The sequence below is a fragment of the Soonwooa sp. genome, from assembly GCF_030151385.1.
In the GTDB taxonomy this organism is placed as follows: Bacteria; Bacteroidota; Bacteroidia; order Flavobacteriales; family Weeksellaceae; genus Soonwooa.
On record NZ_JASLDS010000030.1, the window covers coordinates 19,423 to 36,753 of the forward strand.

Here is a 17,331-nt window from a genome sequence, read left to right on the forward strand (position 1 = left end):
CCTTTGCATTGATGTGTGATAAGAACGATAATTCTCGTTTTCGAAACTAAAAAGCTTCTTTAATTTTTGATTTTAAACTTATTTTAAATATTAAAATGAATATCAAAACGCAAACCAAGATCAGACCAAAAATAATTGGACTTCCAATAATTTCATTTTGAAAAACGCCTAAAAGATTGGTAACAATTCCTGTTCCTGTTTGATTCGCCGCCATCAAAACACCAGAAACCAAAACAGCGAGATTCGGAAATTCGACGGTTGCCCAACCAATGGATCCTGGAAAAATACTTCCCATAAAGAATCCAATTAAAAAGAAACTAACTATAATTGCAAGATTGGCATTTACTAAAAGAAATAATACTAAGCCCAGCGCCACTACTAAAGGTGAGAAAATAAAAATTTTGGACAAATCTTTTAAAGGTGCAAAAATGCCAAACAACAATCTGTTAAGTGCAATTCCCGCCCAAAATAAAGATAATCCCAATGAAGCTTCTTGACTTGTTAATCCTTTGCCTATTAAAATAGGAATGCCAAAACTTCCAAAACTACCTTCCAAAAAACCATACATAATAATGATGATGATAAACATCCAAAGCTTGTGCGGAATCTGGATACTGTTTGGTAGTTTGAAAAAGTCACCTTCTTCAATTTTGGTTAAAGCCAATGCGAAAATCAGAACAAACATTACTACAGCGATACAACTCGGAATCCAGTACCAATCGCTTAAGTCTTTTAATAGAAACATTAAGAAAGGCGCAACAGAAGTTCCCAAGCCGACCAAAAACTGCAACATCAAAATTGCTGACGCTTTGTTATTTTGGAAAAAGCTTGCAGCCAATGGATTGAGAATGGTAACACTTGTACCAAACCCGAATCCCATTAATGCAACCAAACACAGCAATATTTTGTACAAACTGTCCTTTGGGAAATTTTGAAAAACCGAATCTCGAAAACCTAGAAAGCCAAGAACAAATGTCACCAATAGCATTAAAATGAGTCCACTAATCAACATCAATTTTGCTCCAAATTTGTTTGCTAAAAATGGCGCAAACAAACAACCCAAAGCAATAAAAATAACTTGGGGCGCAAATAGAAATCCAAATGCCGACGCTTTTAAGCCAAAATAAGTAGGACTCATTAACACAGGCGATAAAGCAGGAAACATAACAAAGTTAAGTCCCGTCAAAAAAGCCAAGGCAAAGACAATCCCTATTTTGAATCGGTTATCAGAAATCACTTTAAAACAGAATTTTTAAGATACTCACCAACGCGAAGTGCCATTGCGATAATCGTCAGCGCAGGATTAACCGCACCACTCGACACAAAAAATCCACCATCAACAATGTACAAATTATCCAAATCGTGGGCTTTGCAATTGGTATCGACAACAGAAGTCAACGGATCGGTGCCCATTCTGGTTGTTCCGTTTTGGTGCGCTGGCGATGCAATGCTCATCCCTTTGCTAAAATAAAATCCTTTGAACAAAAAGCTATCAAACTTTCCAGAAGCTTTAAGAGCCTTTATTAGCTCGTCTTTTAGAAGTTCGTGTCCCTTTTGATTATTTGGTTTGTATGTAATTTTTATTTTGCCGTTTTCGACAGTAACGCGATTATTTTCGTCAGGTAAATCCTCAGAGGTTAACCAAAAATCGACTGCGTGTTGTGCCATCATTTCGAATGTAAATCCAGGAGCAGGCACAGGACTGTCGGCAGCAATCTGCTTTTCGTCGGACTTTCCTAACATTTGGATGTGCCCAAGCGGAAATTCGTAGTCTTTTGTCGCACGATAGAAATCATTTATACCAAAGGTTTTTCCAAATTTAGTTGGATTCGGTTCTGTGTAAAGTGCAATTAAAGCAGTATTTTGGTGAAACATATAATTGCGCCCAACCTGATCCGATCGATTTGCTAAACCTCGTGTAAAGTGAACATTAGCACTGTTCAAAAGCAAAGCTGCAGAGTTAACGGCACCAGCTGATAAAATAAATAAATCCGCTTGTAGTTTTTGCTGTTCTCCATTTTGCTCAATCACGACTTCCGAAACTTTAACACCATTTTCATCCGTTAACAACTGAATCACTTTTGCATTGGTTAGCAATTCTACATTTGGATATTGCAAAGCTTTGCTTAAAGCACAAATATGCGCATCAGCTTTCCGCTCTGCCGCATCTGGAAATCCGTCAAATCTATCCAAAGTATAAGGTGCATTTGCCGCAGAATGCGGATTAAAATTAACCCCAATTGGCAACTCAAAAGGATGTAAACCGTAATTTGTCAACTCATCAAAAATCTCTTGAATTCTTGGTTCGTGAGGTAACGGCATCAAAGGATAAGCTTCAGCTTCTGGCGGCTCTGTAGGATCACTTCCGCGCCAACCGTGCACAGAATAAAGCTTTTCCGCTTCTAGATAATACTTTTGAAGATCATTATATTTAATTGGCCACGCTGGAGAAACACCACCATAATGTTTGATTTCGTTAAAATCATCTTCTCGCAATCGGAACAAAGCAGCACCATAAAATTTGGTATTGCCACCAACCTTGTAATGCATCCCTGGACGAAACTCTTTATTATGTTCGTCCAACCAAGTTTCGGTTGTGGTGTATCGATTCTTTACAAAAACTTCTTCGGATTCCCAGTTTTCTTTTTCGACGGGAACAAAATCGCCTCTTTCGATAACTAAAATTTTCTTTCCAGAGTCCGCCAATTTGTAAGCCATTGTTGAGCCTCCAGCGCCACTTCCGATAATGATGATGTCGTACATAAAATAATTTTATAAAACTAATTTAGCTTTTTTCGAAAGTCAACAATCAAAATTAACATTAATTATATTTTATTAAAATGAAATAAAAAAAGTCGCCTTTGTAAAGCGACTTTCTATTTAAAATTTTTACTTCGATGATAAAAAATAAACTTAAATTATCTCAGCTTATTTTTTTATTATATAAAGAAAATTGCATCAGAACAAATTTAAAGTAGTTTTAAGATAAACATTGTAATCGATACTATTTTAAAGATTTAAGTAATCCATCTTCAATAGGAGATTTAACTTTAACAACTTCAGTAACGACATCATTTGGAATGGTCATTGACAGTACATATTGTTTCACTTTCCATTGTCCATTTATCTTTTCTAAAACACCAGAGCCACGACAGATTTTCATTTGTGTATCAAGAAGCTCATCAAACCAAGCATACTTCCCATCTTTGCTAAAATAAACATTTCGTTTTAGAGATGTGAAATCCCAAGTTTTCTTAGCCTCAAAAAAAGGTTTCGCCCAATCCATGAAAGCTTTCTTGTTCCAAACTTCAGTAGCATCCGTTCCAATAAAAGTAGATTCTTTCGCAAAACAATCAAAGTAAGTTTTGAAATCTGCTTTTGCTGCCGAAGTATTAAAAGTCAATAACAAGTCGTCAATTTTCTGACGCTCGACATCACTTGAAAACTTGACTTTCTGAGCAGAAAGTCCAAGCGAAAACAATACAACAAAACACAAACTGATTAAGTTTCTAAACTTCATAATTTTTTTGTTTAAAAATAATTATAAACTAATACGTAATTGGTATTCTTATCTAAAATTTCTCTTTAAAACAAAGGTAATAAAAAACCAAAAACAAAGACTATAAAAACATAAAAAAGCACAAAAAAATAAACAATAAACATCAAAATTGCTGTTTTGTTATTTTTTACGTAATTTTGCATTTCCAAATTTAATTATATAATAAGTTTTTTATGAAGAAAATTTTATCTTTTTTAAGCTTGAGCCTGTTCTCAATTGCGATCACAGCTCAAGATTCAGTAGTATCTGAAAATTTCGACGATGTTACAACCTTATCAGAAAAAGGTTGGAAAATTCTAAACGTTAGTGAGAGCGCAGGCACGAGAACTTGGGAGCAAGGGAAAGTATCTTATATGTCCTCACAAGAAGGTAATGCAACATCATATATTGCGTCACCACATCAAAGTGTCAACATGATCGGTTTATTAAGCAATTGGCTTATCACTCCTAATTATATGGTTAAAGATGGGGATGTTCTTAGTTTCTATACTAGAACACCCGCCGATTCCGATAAGGCAGACAGACTGCAAGTACGGATGAGTGTTGGTAATTCTTACACACCTCCCACTAATGGCACTAATTTTGGGTCTTTCACGAATCTTCTACATGAAATAAATCCTTTTCAAAATATTAACGGCTACCCTAAAGTATGGACAAAAATCTCGCTAACCATTTCGGGTGTAGGTCCTGTCAAAAAGCCAGTTAATTTTGCAATGATACATTATGTTCAAGATGCAGGATTATTTTCAGCTGAAAATGGATATTATATCGGAATTGATTCATTTAGTCTTTCATCAAAACAATCCGAACCATTTCCTTTTCCTTATTGCAAAGTTGACATCCTATATGATGTAGAACCAATTACAAGAGTTCGTTTTAGTAACATTGACAACTCATCAGATCCGGTAGTCAATAATTCTCCTGCACATGAAGATTTTACATCAATTGTAGGAAAAGTAACTAGAGGAACAGTATATCCAATTTATTTAGAAGGAAATACAAATAATGATTTTGCTAATGCAAGTGTTTTTATAGATTGGAATCAAAATGGTGTTTTAGACGACGATGAAGGTGAAATATATATGTATAGAACTGCTTTTCAAGGATCTAATGGAGAAGATGGTGTTAAGTACATAAATTATATTCAAATACCGTACGATGCTAAGCTGGGAAAAACTCGATTAAGAATTGTTAAACACTGGGATTTCGCATTAGGAATAGCATGTTCTGCTCATGGCTATGGACAAGCGGAAGATTACACTTTAGATATCCAAGAAACTGGATCAGGTTGTACAACATCTAGTAATGGCCAGTTTCCATCATCCATCTTTACTCCTGCTTGCTCATATAATCCAGAAATAATTACCTCTGACGCAAAAGCCAGCCAGTATTCTTTCGTCAATACAACTAAAGGGAAAACATATAAATTTTCCACATCTATAGCTTCAGATTTCATAACTATAACCAATGAAAATGCCTCACAAGTATATACATCTGGTACTGGAAATGTAATTTGGACAGCTAAAGCAAATGAAACTATTCGATATTACATCCACAAAAATGAAGCATGCGAAACTGATTCAAATATTAGAACAAAAAAAATCGAATGTTTCAATCCAGATTTAACACCCATAAATGATACATGCGATAAATCAATTGAAGTACATGTAGGTGACGAAATTAATGGTAGCACCACTTACGCGACTGATAGTGGCGGAGATCCAGAAAGTAACGAATTAGGAAATGATGTTTATTATAAATTAACAGGTGCGAAGGCCGGAGATTTTGTCACAATCTCTCTATGTGGATCTTCATTACCTTCGACTTTATTTATTGCTAAAGATTGCTCATTTAAAAATTTAATTGCTAAAAATTCAGGATATTGTGGAGAGCAGCCTCAGGTAACTTTCAAAGCAGATGGCCAATCGACATATTATATTAAAGTTGATGGATATTACTTTAATGCTGGTGATTTTACTATGAAAATATGGAGTAACCCTGATACGTTTACAGGCTCTTGTTCTGACATGAAGGTTGAATCACAAAGCATTGATATGCCCGTTGTACTAAACAATGCTAGATCTATTGCTTTTGATATTCCTGTAGGAGAAAGTGCTTTCACTTTTTACGGAATCAATATTGTTGCACAAGATGGAAATAATTTCAATTTCAATTTATACGATGAGCAGAATGAACTTCCAGGCAATATAATAAAAAGTGTTACAGGTACAGTTTTAGAGAAGACTCTTTTTGCTGAAATTCTTGGAAATAAATTTTACAATTATAAAATTGGATTTAATAGCGCTTTAAACCTAGACTCAAATAAACGATATTGGTTGGAATTAAAATCAGATGTATATACCTGGAATGCCGTTGTCGATAAATCTTTAGGGAGAGCATCCGCTATGAAAGGTCCTGACACTAATCAGGAATGGAAAATAATGGAAGAAAGTTTTGGTTCTGTAGAGGTAGTTTATAGTCTTATTTGTAACATGCTAGCTGTTTCCGAAACTAACCACAACCGATTACAACTTTATCCTAACCCAACGAATGGGATTGTTAAAATAAACACAAAAGAGAAGGTGGATATTAAAATTTATGACATATCTGGTAAAAAAATAAAAGAAGATAAGGCTAACATAGTTGATATTTCTTCTTTCCCATCAGGCGTATATTATTTTAATGTCAATGGAGAAACTACAAAAATAATTAAACAATAGTAATATTTTTTAATTCAAACAACTTAACTTAAAGTTATCTCTTATTTAAGTCGGAAGGACAATCTTCCGACTTTTATTTTTTCCAAAAAAACTATCATTACTCTCAAATATCATTTCTCAATTTAAAATACCATTGGTAATCATTTATATGACAGTTTATTTTTTTTACAATTCTCTTAAAGAGAGGTAAAAAACAAAAGATAAAATCTTCAAAAACACAATAATAGGCTTCGTTTTACAAAGTATTTTTCTTTAAATAATCATATCTTTGCATCTTAAAATTATTTTTAAATAAATGTCAAACAAAAAACTGATTACGGCGGCTTTGCCTTATGCAAACGGACCCGTTCATATAGGGCATTTGGCGGGAGTTTACATTCCTGCGGATGTCTACGCAAGATTCGAGAGAAGATTAGGTAACGATGTTGCTTTTATTTGTGGTTCCGATGAACACGGAATTCCTATCACGATTCGTGCAAAAAAAGAAGGTGTTACACCTCAAGATATCGTTGATAAATACCATGAAATCATTAAAAAATCGTTCTCAGATTTAGGGATTTCTTTTGATGAATATTCAAGAACAACGGACAAAAAACATTATGAAGTTAGTCAAGATTTCTTTAAAACTTTGTACGAAAACGGAAAGTTTACAGAAGAAGTTTCAGAGCAATATTATGATGAACAAGCAAACGAATTTTTAGCAGACCGTTACATCGTTGGAACTTGCCCAAATTGTGGCAACGACAATGCTTACGGTGACCAATGCGAGAAATGTGGTTCTACACTTTCGCCATCAGAATTGATTAATCCAAAATCAATGTTGAGTGGAAATGTTCCCGTTCTTAAACCAACAAAAAACTGGTATTTACCTTTAAATGACTATGAAAACTTCCTAAATGAATGGATTATCGAAGGTCATAAAAACGACTGGAAACCCAATGTTTATGGACAAGTAAAATCTTGGTTAAATGATGGTTTGAAACCTCGTGCCATGACAAGAGATTTGAATTGGGGCGTTCCTGTTCCACTTCCAGATGCTGATGGAAAGGTACTTTACGTTTGGTTTGATGCACCAATTGGATATATTTCTTTCACGCAACAATGGGCGGAGAAAAACGGAAAAGATTGGAAAGATTATTGGCAAAACCCAGAATCAGATTTAATTCACTTTATCGGAAAGGATAATATTGTATTCCATTGCATTATTTTCCCAGCAATGATGAAGGCTCACGGCGATTACATTATGCCAACCAACGTTCCTGCTTTTGAATTTTTAAATCTTGAAAACGATAAGATTTCAACGTCAAGAAATTGGGCAGTTTGGGCAAATGAATATGTTGAAGAATTCCCGGGTCAGCAAGATGTTTTGCGTTATGCATTGCTTTCTTCGGCTCCAGAAACTAAGGATAACAACTTTACTTGGAAAGATTTCCAAACCAAAAACAATTCAGAATTGGTGGGGATTTTCGGAAACTTTATCAATAGAGTTGCGGTATTAATTCATAAATATTACGATGGTGTTGTTCCGAATGGTGATGTAAACGCTCCTGAGTTAAATGAAGTTTCGAAATCTGCAAAAGAAATTCATGAATTTTTAGAAAAATTTGAGTTTAGAAATGCATTGACGGCGTTAATGAATTTAGCTCGTTTCGGGAATCAATATCTTCAAACCGAAGAACCTTGGAAAACCATTAAAGATAATCCAGAAAAAGCAGCTCAATCTTTATTTGTAGGCGCTCAAATTGCAGTTGGTTTAGCGCAATTGTGTGAACCTTTTATGCCTTTTAGCTCTGAAAAACTGTTGAAAATGTTTAACATTGATAAGTTAAATTGGAATGAGTTGATAACAAAACCTATATTAATCGAAAGCGGACACAGAATCAATGAAGCTTCTCTTCTTTTCTCAAAAATTGAAGATGATGTGATTGAAGCGCAAATCCAAAAATTAGAGAGTACAAAACAAAACAATAAAAAAACAAATCCTAACGCAAAACCTATGAAAGAGGAGATTTCTTTTGACGATTTCGGTAAAATAGATTTAAGAATCGGAACTATTTTGGAAGCTGAAAAAGTAGAAAAAGCCGACAAACTTTTAAAGTTCAAAGTAGATACAGGAATCGATGTAAGAACGGTTGTTTCAGGAATTGCAGAAAGTTTTTCACCAGAAGAATTAATTGGAAAACAAGTGATGGTTTTGGTAAACTTAGCACCAAGAAAAATCCGCGGTATCGAATCTCAAGGAATGTTATTGTTGACATCAAAACCCGATGGAAAGCTTTCTTTTGTGACTCCTGACGATTCCGTAGAAAACGGGATTGACGTAGGGTAAGAATTTGTTTTAAATTTGTGATTCAATTAGATTTATCACAATTTTATCAAATTTAAAAACATAAAAAATGAAGAAAATTTTTATATCCCTTATTGCTTTTGTTTCAATATTAAGTTTCGGACAAAAAACTTCTGGAAAAGTTGTTGTTGATACAAATGGCGAGGTGGTTGGACGATATATTGGAGAAAATAAAACGCAATATCACATTTCCGTGCAAGATGAAGCTTGGGAGCCTAAAAAAGGGCTTAAGGTTGTTTTGTATAGCGCAAGCAAAGGTCAAGGTATTGTTTTTCCTAAGAACTTTGGAGCTGTAAATGTCAGAAAAGAGCCAAATACTTCTTCTCCCATCATTGCTAAAATTAATTATGCCGAAGGTGAATTACCTGAAACTTTTAATTGTTTAGGTTTAGAAAATGGATGGTATAAAATAAAAGTGAAAGGAAAATTAGCTTACGTAAAAGCTGAAAATATGGAATGGGATAGTATGGACTCGTTTTAGAAAAATTTCTAAACTTGTAAAATTTACAGAATCCCTTTTTTCAATCAAAATAATTAAAAGTTCTCATGACAATTTGTTTTGGGAACTTTTTTATTAATTTTAAAACTTCGAAAATTAAACAACATGAGAAAAATCGACCAACTCTTTGCAGAATATAGTGAAAGTCACCAAAACCACACCAACAAAACGATACATTGGATTTGTGTGCCATTGATATTCTGGAGTATTTTGGGTTTTATTTCGATTATTCCATCACCTCATATTTGTTCAAATTATTTAGGTTGTGTTAGTGTTGTAAGTATGGTCGCTATGGTTTTAGTATGTTTATTTTACTTGAGATTATCACCTGTTATCATGCTTTTTATGGTCGTTTTGATGTTGATTATGGAATATTTATGCTATCAAGTGAACATTCATTTTTTGTCAAAATCGTGGATCGTGTTTTTGTCTGTTTTCGTTTTGTCGTGGATTGGTCAATTCTACGGTCATAAAATTGAAGGTAAAAAACCAAGCTTTCTGAAAGATTTACAATTCTTATTGGTTGGTCCAGCTTGGCTTTTGAGTTTTATCCTGAAAAAGCTGAATATTCCTTATTAAATTCTTTTCTGATCATCTCTTTTTAGCCCCGATAGAAGCGGCATCCTTTTGTTGATGCGGATACTTCGGCTCCACTCAGCAACCCGATTCAACAAAAGATATAGCGGATAGCGGGAAAAAGCTTCTAAAAAACTAAAAAGGCTTTCGGCGAAATTAATTGCTCCTAAAAAGCAATCGACATAGTCAAAAAGCTCCTAAAAAACAAGCTTTTGATTCAATCAACTTACCAGAAAAATTATATCATTAATCCGTGGATGTTTTTGACTTCGGCCATCACGAAAGTGCTGTGCGTGCTGCCAATCGAATCCACCGAACCCAGCTTGTTAAATACAAAATCTTGGTAATGCTTCATGTCTCTGACTTGGACTTTTAGCAAGAAATCATAATCGCCAGAAATATTGTAACATTCGGCGACTTCGTTGATTTCTCGTATTTCGTTGACAAAATCGTTTCCAACAGATTTGTCATGGATTTTTAGTTTTACTTGGCAGAAAACAGTGAAACCTCGATTGAGTTTTTCGGCATCCAAAACCGCCGCATATCGGTTGATAAATCCCTCATGCTCCAATCTTTTTACCCTTTCGAAAACGGGTGAAGCGGAAAGATTAACTTCCTTAGCAAGCTCTTTTATGGTGAGTTTTGCATCATTTTGCAACAATCGTAAGATGTTAAGATCCTTGTCATCCAATTGATCCATAGAATAATATTCTTTTGGTTAATAATTTTAAACAAATATAAAGTATATTAAACTTTAAAAATACATAATAAAAGTTTTATTTGCTTAAAAATTACATTTTATTCAATTTAAAATTCTGTTTATCTATTTTTACAAAGACTTAAATACTGTTAATAAAATTGATCAATTTTATCAACCGCATCTAAACAATATTGGTTTTACGTAAAGTAAATTAATAGGGAATCGTGTGCAAATCACGAGCTGTCGCGCAACTGTAAGTAATGCGAACGTTTTATTAAATAAATCCACTGTTTCGGCAAAGAAATGGGAAGGAAAATAAAACGGTTACAAGCCAGGAGACCTGCCTTTATTGCAATGTCAATGCTTTCGCGATTAGAAGCTTTTGATCCTTTAAGATGCAATCTCTCTTGGTTTCTTTACAGAAATCGAATGTCAGATTGTGCTTTGCAATTCAATAGACTCTTCGTGTAGCATTATTTAAAATTTAAAAATAAATAATTAAAGTTAAATACAATGCAAACACACATCCTTGGCTATCCGCGTATTGGTAGCAAACGTGAACTAAAAAAAGCTTGCGAACAATATTGGTCCGGCAAGATTATTCTTCAGGAACTTCTTAATGTTGGTCGAAAAATATGCAACGACAATTGGAAAATCCAACAGGAAGCAGGCATAGACCTAATTCCGTGTAATGATTTTTCGTATTACGATCAGGTTTTGGACATGACTTTGACGCTTGGCGCAATCCCAAAACGCTACCAACAAATATTGCTAAACAAATCCAATACAGAACTGGATCTTTATTTTGCAATGGCGCGTGGCTACCAAAAAGACGACCTCGACATCACCGCAATGGAAATGACAAAATGGTTTGATACTAACTATCATTACATTGTTCCCGAATTTTATAAAAATCAAAAATTCCAACTATTTTCTAACAAAATCGTAAATGAATTTGCTGGTGCAAAACAAGCTGGGATTAACGCTAAACCAGTAATTATCGGATTGGTATCTTATCTTTTGTTGGGTAAGGAAAAAGAAGAAGGTTTTGACAAATTGGATTTAGTCCAAAATTTACTTCCTGTTTATACAGAAATTTTATCCAAACTTCAGGAGCAAGGCGCGGAATACATTCAGTTTGATGAAGCTTTCTTGGCTTTGGATTTATCAGAAAAGGCAAAAGCGGCTTTCCAATTGGTTTATACTGAACTTCGCAAAAAATTCCCAAAACTTAAATTGATTGTCGCCACTTATTTTGACGGATTAAAAGATAATCTTTCGTTGGCTACTTCCCTACCAATCGATATTTTGCATATTGACCTTGTACGAAATCCCGAGCAGTTGGAAGATGTTTTGGAAGTTATTCCAGATTCGCTTCAGCTTTCATTAGGAATTATCGATGGACGAAATATTTGGAAAAATAATTATGAAGCTTCGTTAAAATTGATTGACAAAGCCGTCCAAAAAATCGGTGGCGAAAGAATCTTTTTAGCACCATCTTGCTCGTTATTGCATTCACCATGCGATTTGGATTTTGAAACCGAGTTAAATCCTGAAATTAAAAATTGGATGGCTTTTGCCAAACAAAAGGTTAAAGAACTTGCAAGCCTAAAAGCTTTGGCTATTGGAAGTGATGACGAAAAATTGCTTTTAGAATTTAATGAAAATAAAAAAGCAGCCGAACTAAAACGTAGCTCTCGATTGATTCATGACGAATCTGTAAAACATCGTGTCGGAAATTACACGAAACAAGATGCTGAAAGGAAAAACAATTTTGACGTTCGTAAAGTTGCGCAACAAGAGCTTCTAAATCTTCCATTATTTCCCACAACTACGATTGGATCGTTTCCGCAAACTACAGAAGTTAGAAATTGGCGTTCGAAATTCAAGAAAAAAGAAATTAGCGAGCAGGAATATGACACTTTATTAAAAGAAGAAACAAAACGTACAATCGAATGGCAAGAAAAAATTGGCATCGACGTCCTTGTCCATGGCGAATACGAAAGAAATGACATGGTCGAGTATTTTGGCGAACAACTAAATGGTTTTACGTTTACCAAAAACGCTTGGGTACAAAGCTACGGAAGCCGTTGTGTGAAGCCTCCCATTATTTTTGGTGATGTTTCGCGACCAACGCCAATGACGGTTTATTGGTCAAAATATGCGCAATCGCAAACCTCAAAATGGGTGAAAGGAATGTTGACAGGTCCTGTAACTATTTTGCAATGGTCATTTGTACGTGATGACCAACCGAGATCCGAAACTTGCAAGCAAATTGCCTTTGCAATTCGTGATGAAGTTCAGGATTTGGAAGAGGCAGGGATTAAAATTATTCAAATCGACGAACCTGCTATTAGAGAAGGATTACCACTTCGCAAAGAAGATTGGAACCAATATTTGAAGTGGGCAATCGAGTGTTTCCGAATTTCGGCAAGTGGTGTTGAAGATTCTACTCAGATTCACACACATATGTGCTATTCCGAGTTTAATGATATTATCCAAAACATTGCAGATATGGACGCAGATGTTATCACCATCGAATGTTCGCGCTCGCAGATGGATTTACACCATCTTCGGGTGTCGAAGGACGTCCAGTCGTTTTCGAAAAAAGCAAAGGTATTTTCACACAAAGTCGAAATTATTTCTTTAAAATGAAATTAAAAAATGAAGAAGTAGAATTTAAAACCAATTTATATTACAATTCATTCACCTATTTTGATGAACTTAACTCGCCAAAGACTGACCAAGATACACTACTCTATTACTCCGAGAACAGATTCTATCAATTTTATAAAAAGAAATAAAATGAAAAGTTTTAATTTATTATACTTCTTTGCAATTGCCATATTATTGTTAAGCTGCAAATTACCTGACAAAAAAGAGAAGCCTGACAAAGAAGAAACCGCAAGAATCGAAAATATAAAAGCTTATAAAAAATCACTTGATAGCATCAACAAGAATCTCGGATGGACCAAAACCAGTTTTGGACTTTATAAATCAAAAAATGGGGATTTGGGTTTAAAAACTAGTGAAGGTACCGAAGAAGGCATTATCATAGAAAAATATATCACAGAAATGGCTGATGGTCAAGCGTTAAAATCTGTAATCGATTCTGCAACTTTTTCCTATCTTGGTAGTTCATTCTATAAAGACAAAAACCATGTCTACACGCATTATGCGATGGCGGATGGTGGTAATTTTTGGACCGTTGACAATGCAGATGTTAAGACTTTTCAGGTTTTGGGAAATTGTTACGCAAAAGACAAAAACAAAATCTTTACAGAACGAAATATGGAAGCAGACACAATCTTTGATTATCACAGCTTCCGCACTTGCGATGATTGTGGATGTTTTGCAAAGGATAAAAAAGGCTACTATTTTTGGGATGAAAAATTAGATATCAACGCCATTGAGGATAAAGAAACTGAAGCTATTGTTGCTAAACTAAAAAAATTATAATCGAAATTAAAAACTATGAAGCTAACTTGGAAAAAAAATATGTCAAGTGACTATTCAATATATGATGGAGGACAAAAAATCGGAAGTTTAAAAAAAGAAAATTTCTTTTCTGGAAAAGTTATCGGAAACATTAACGGTGAAGAATATGTCTTCTACAAAAAGAACATCGTTGACAACTCAATTACTTTTAGAAAGACCAAAGATTCAGGACCTTTAGGGAATATTAATTTCAATATTTGGAGTAACAAAGCCAATATTCGCATTGATAATCAGCGTTATATTTGGCGTTACAACAACCTCCTTAATAACAAATGGAACATCGAAAGCAGTAACGGAAACAAAGCCGAATACAAAGCTAATTTTAGCTCGGGCGACATTAATTATAAAGATAATGACCAACTTATGATTCTTTTGGGACTGTATGTTAGTCGGTATTATCAAAGACAAAGCATCTTTATAATCTGCATATTATTTGTACCGATTTATATGACATTCATTTCGCGCTTATTGTCTTAGAAATTCTAACTAAAACAACACAAATTGAAAAAGATTTTATTATTAATTCCTGTACTTTTTATACTTCACTCTTGTGGCAAGAACTTCAAGGTTGAAAAAGACAAATATCCTGACATTCCCGAATTTCCAAAATTTAAAAATGATCAGCTCAAAATGACGAAAATCGACGAAGTTGTTTTTGACTTCGATGATGATGAATTTGGTCAACATTTCAACACGAGATATATCGTTAAGGACTCAGTATTGGGAATTGTCATTTTCACATCAAACACAGGAATGATGGAACATCCTACCAAAAAAGATCCCTTTGTTGTCAACCTCACGGTCATTAAAGGTGACAAGATTATGAGCAAACAACGCAATGATGATGATTTTGCATTTAACTTTAAAATTGATTCTCTTAACAATGATATCACGATTGGCAAAACCAAATATTTTGCAAAATCAGATTATCTAAAGTTTGATTCAATTCCGAATCTCAAGGAAGAAAATTTTGTCGATAAAGTTGCAAGTTTCGAGTATGACGACACTGTTTTTTATAAACCCTACCTCTTTGACAAAGCAATTGTTGACAAAGACTATAAAGTTGATGGTGCACAAAACAGTCCGCTTTTTGTTATTAAAACAGTTCCGCTTTTCATGTATTATTACCAAGTCCGAACACGTGGCAAAGTTGGATTAACAAAGCTTAAAAATAAATTTATAAACAACATTATCAACGCAAATAACGAGCTTTATTACCTTGAAAAACCAGTAAAAGTTAAGGATAAACAATATAAAGTCGAGATCTATAGAATTGAGTAATATCTAGCGCTTTACAACAATCGAAAATTTTTAAGTATTTAAAAATTAGAATTCGTCATATTGAATTTGCATAAAATGGCTTAAAGATTACTAGCATTTAGAAATGCAACTAGAAAGATGAAAAACAAACTACGAAAAATTACAATCGATAAGCTAGAGTATTTGTATTTGGTCACCGATAAATATCATTTGGGAACCGAAACCAATACTTTAACAGTTAAGGTCTTTCTAAGTGGTCATAAACAAACACCGCTGATTATCGAATTTCTGACACGCGACGATTACTACATGGGACAACTTCTTAATTCGGGGATAAAACTAAAAAACTGCATAAAGTCAGTCGAAGAAGTGGTTAACCTTAACGAGCCAAAATTTATAAAAGAACTTATTCTGCTCGGTCAAAAAAAATCTTGGAACGCTAGTGTCAAACTTGACAAGCAAAATGGACTCGATTACTTAAAAGACTTAGGTTATGAAATCGATATTTTGGTACCAGACAATTTAAAACTCGAAAAATAAATTATAATTAATGGAGTCAAAAATTATACAACTAATTCCTGTTATAGATATTTTTATTTCTAATGCGGAGGTCAAATCTCCTTCTCATGGACCATATTGGGAGTATCAAAAAGATTGGAATAACTATAATACTGAATGTTTAAGAAGAGTCGGACTCTCTGAAAATATGACGCCATATTTGGTAGGATCCTCATTTTATGAAATAAATAAAATTAATCAGAGCGATCTATTAAAATTGATCTTGCTAGAAATTGAAAAGCAACAAACTGAAGAAGAAAAAGAAATATGTGATTTGGTATGTTCATTTGAGGGAGGTTATATCCTTAAAATAGAGGGTGAAAACATTTTATTTCCGCAATGTTGCTCAAATTTAGCAGACATACAAGAATGGGAAAATCTTACTACTTCTGAGACGATTTCTTTTTATTCTGGTCACCCTTCTCCACAGATTAGCAAAATGGAAAATAGTTTACTTTTTGATTTTGAAAACACAGAAACAAATGAAAGCTTTTGTCCCCCAATTTTGCACAGTAGTGTAGTAATCCTAATTTCAGATCTCAAAGATGCAGTAGCAACTGCCAAAACAGAGCTTAAAACATTCTCACAAAAACTTGAATTAGTAAATGATGAAAATAATTTAAATATCAAAAACATCGCTAAGATTCTTATTTATGGAGAAAATAACTAGAAGTAGTTTGAAATATTTTTACGATCATATCAAGAAAAAAAACACTACTTTTAAATAAAAACAAAAATGCGCCAAATCTATTTACTTTTCATATTATCATTACTTCTCTCTTGTGGACAAAGTTCGCACGAAATAATGAGTGCAGACGAAGCAGTAACACAAGTTATGTCTGCAGCAAAAGCCGAAAATCCGGCAAGTGATAGCACACCACCACCACCGCCAAACGCATCAGAAAGTCCTGACATAAATATTGAGAAAAAGATTATTAAAAGTGCCGACCTCGATATTGAGGTTTCTAATATTGAAAAAGCGAAGCAAAATATTCAGGAAAACCTGAAAAAGAATAACAGCTATATCCAAAGTGAAACTTTTAGCTCACAAACTGACAGAGATGTGGTTTCGTTTTTTATAAAAGTTCCGAACGAAAACTTTGATGTGTTGATTAATTCGTTTTCGACAGGTTTGGGAGATTTGATTTCTAAAAATGTAAAAACTGATGATGTTACTGAGGAATATACAGATGTTGCAATAAGGCTAAAAAACAAAATGGCTTTCCTTGACAAGTATCGAGATCTTCTGAAACAAACCAACTCCACAAAAGACATTCTTGAGATTCAGGAGAAAATAAGAGGCTTGGAAGAAGAAATCGACTCGGCGGAAGGTCGACTAAAATTTATTGATGATCGTGTTAAATACAGCACTATCAACATGACGATTGCGAAAATAAAACCTCAAAACTCGGTAACTTCCAAAATAGGATTCGGAACCAAGTTCGTGGATTCTATATCTCAAGGTTGGAATAATTTTGTAGATTTTATTTTAGGCTTGGTTTCATTCTGGCCATTCTTATTGATTATTCCAGTGTTAATTTTCCTTTGGAAAAAATGGAAAGCTAGAAGAAAGGAATAAACAGTTAGTAGTAAGGTTTAAAAGTAACAAAAACC

At 34.0% G+C, this 17,331-nt stretch carries 16 protein-coding genes and 1 riboswitch; of the genes, 12 read left to right on the plus strand and 4 right to left on the minus strand.

Annotated features, from left to right (window positions below):
• Window positions 1-46: 46 nt before the first annotated feature.
• The 3 genes from Q1V95_RS04930 to Q1V95_RS04940 all read right to left on the minus strand — a co-directional run bounded on the left by Q1V95_RS04930 (window position 47) and on the right by Q1V95_RS04940 (window position 3,520).
• Window positions 47-1,237: an MFS transporter gene (locus Q1V95_RS04930; protein ID WP_300671026.1), complete on the minus strand. Its 1,191-nt coding sequence runs from the start codon at window positions 1,235-1,237 to the stop codon at window positions 47-49.
• The gene (locus Q1V95_RS04935) at window positions 1,234-2,763 is read right to left on the minus strand and encodes a GMC family oxidoreductase (RefSeq protein WP_300671028.1); all 1,530 of its coding nucleotides are present in this window, start codon (window positions 2,761-2,763) and stop codon (window positions 1,234-1,236) included. Before Q1V95_RS04935 ends, Q1V95_RS04930 begins: the two co-directional genes overlap by 4 nt.
• 241 nt (window positions 2,764-3,004) lie before the next feature.
• Complete coding sequence (locus Q1V95_RS04940; RefSeq protein ID WP_300671030.1) at window positions 3,005-3,520, minus strand: nuclear transport factor 2 family protein; 516 nt, start codon at window positions 3,518-3,520, stop codon at window positions 3,005-3,007.
• 212 nt (window positions 3,521-3,732) lie between these two features.
• Here Q1V95_RS04940 and Q1V95_RS04945 point away from each other — a divergent pair, with 212 nt between their 5' ends.
• From Q1V95_RS04945 to Q1V95_RS04960, 4 genes are all read left to right on the plus strand, one after another.
• Window positions 3,733-6,279: a choice-of-anchor J domain-containing protein gene (locus Q1V95_RS04945; protein ID WP_300671032.1), complete on the plus strand. Its 2,547-nt coding sequence runs from the start codon at window positions 3,733-3,735 to the stop codon at window positions 6,277-6,279.
• Window positions 6,280-6,574: 295 nt separating this feature from the next.
• On the plus strand, window positions 6,575-8,608 hold the full coding sequence (gene metG, locus Q1V95_RS04950; protein WP_300671033.1) for a methionine--tRNA ligase: 2,034 nt from the start codon (window positions 6,575-6,577) through the stop codon (window positions 8,606-8,608).
• A 67-nt stretch (window positions 8,609-8,675) separates the two neighbouring features.
• The gene (locus tag Q1V95_RS04955) at window positions 8,676-9,107 is read left to right on the plus strand and encodes an SH3 domain-containing protein (RefSeq protein ID WP_300671035.1); all 432 of its coding nucleotides are present in this window, start codon (window positions 8,676-8,678) and stop codon (window positions 9,105-9,107) included.
• A 123-nt stretch (window positions 9,108-9,230) separates the two neighbouring features.
• Window positions 9,231-9,704, plus strand: coding sequence for an Mpo1-like protein (locus Q1V95_RS04960; protein ID WP_300671038.1), 474 nt, complete (start codon window positions 9,231-9,233; stop codon window positions 9,702-9,704).
• A 235-nt stretch (window positions 9,705-9,939) separates the two neighbouring features.
• Here Q1V95_RS04960 and Q1V95_RS04965 read toward each other — a convergent pair whose 3' ends face one another.
• Entirely contained in the window at window positions 9,940-10,401 is a 462-nt protein-coding gene (locus tag Q1V95_RS04965; RefSeq protein ID WP_300671041.1) for an Lrp/AsnC family transcriptional regulator, read from the minus strand.
• 175 nt (window positions 10,402-10,576) lie between these two features.
• A riboswitch (cobalamin riboswitch) is annotated at window positions 10,577-10,764 on the plus strand.
• A 150-nt stretch (window positions 10,765-10,914) separates the two neighbouring features.
• Here Q1V95_RS04965 and metE point away from each other — a divergent pair.
• From metE to Q1V95_RS05005, 8 genes are all read left to right on the plus strand, one after another.
• Window positions 10,915-13,056, plus strand: a complete 2,142-nt coding sequence (gene metE, locus Q1V95_RS04970; protein WP_300671043.1) for a 5-methyltetrahydropteroyltriglutamate--homocysteine S-methyltransferase — start codon at window positions 10,915-10,917, stop codon at window positions 13,054-13,056.
• A complete protein-coding gene (locus Q1V95_RS04975; protein ID WP_300671046.1) occupies window positions 13,053-13,205 on the plus strand; it encodes a hypothetical protein in 153 nt (50 codons plus the stop codon). Before metE ends, Q1V95_RS04975 begins: the two co-directional genes overlap by 4 nt.
• Before the next feature lies 1 nt (window position 13,206).
• Entirely contained in the window at window positions 13,207-13,860 is a 654-nt protein-coding gene (locus Q1V95_RS04980; RefSeq protein WP_300671049.1) for a DKNYY domain-containing protein, read from the plus strand.
• Window positions 13,861-13,875: 15 nt separating this feature from the next.
• On the plus strand, window positions 13,876-14,376 hold the full coding sequence (locus Q1V95_RS04985) for a hypothetical protein (protein ID WP_300671052.1): 501 nt from the start codon (window positions 13,876-13,878) through the stop codon (window positions 14,374-14,376).
• Between the two features lie 24 nt (window positions 14,377-14,400).
• Entirely contained in the window at window positions 14,401-15,180 is a 780-nt protein-coding gene (locus Q1V95_RS04990) for a hypothetical protein (RefSeq protein WP_300671054.1), read from the plus strand.
• Window positions 15,181-15,297: 117 nt separating this feature from the next.
• On the plus strand, window positions 15,298-15,699 hold the full coding sequence (locus tag Q1V95_RS04995) for a hypothetical protein (protein ID WP_300671057.1): 402 nt from the start codon (window positions 15,298-15,300) through the stop codon (window positions 15,697-15,699).
• A gap of 10 nt (window positions 15,700-15,709) precedes the next feature.
• Window positions 15,710-16,387 carry a hypothetical protein gene (locus Q1V95_RS05000; protein WP_300671060.1) on the plus strand — a complete coding sequence of 226 codons (678 nt, stop codon included), beginning with the start codon at window positions 15,710-15,712 and terminating at the stop codon, window positions 16,385-16,387.
• Between the two features lie 66 nt (window positions 16,388-16,453).
• Window positions 16,454-17,296, plus strand: coding sequence for a DUF4349 domain-containing protein (locus Q1V95_RS05005; RefSeq protein WP_300671061.1), 843 nt, complete (start codon window positions 16,454-16,456; stop codon window positions 17,294-17,296).
• Window positions 17,297-17,331: the final 35 nt, after the last annotated feature.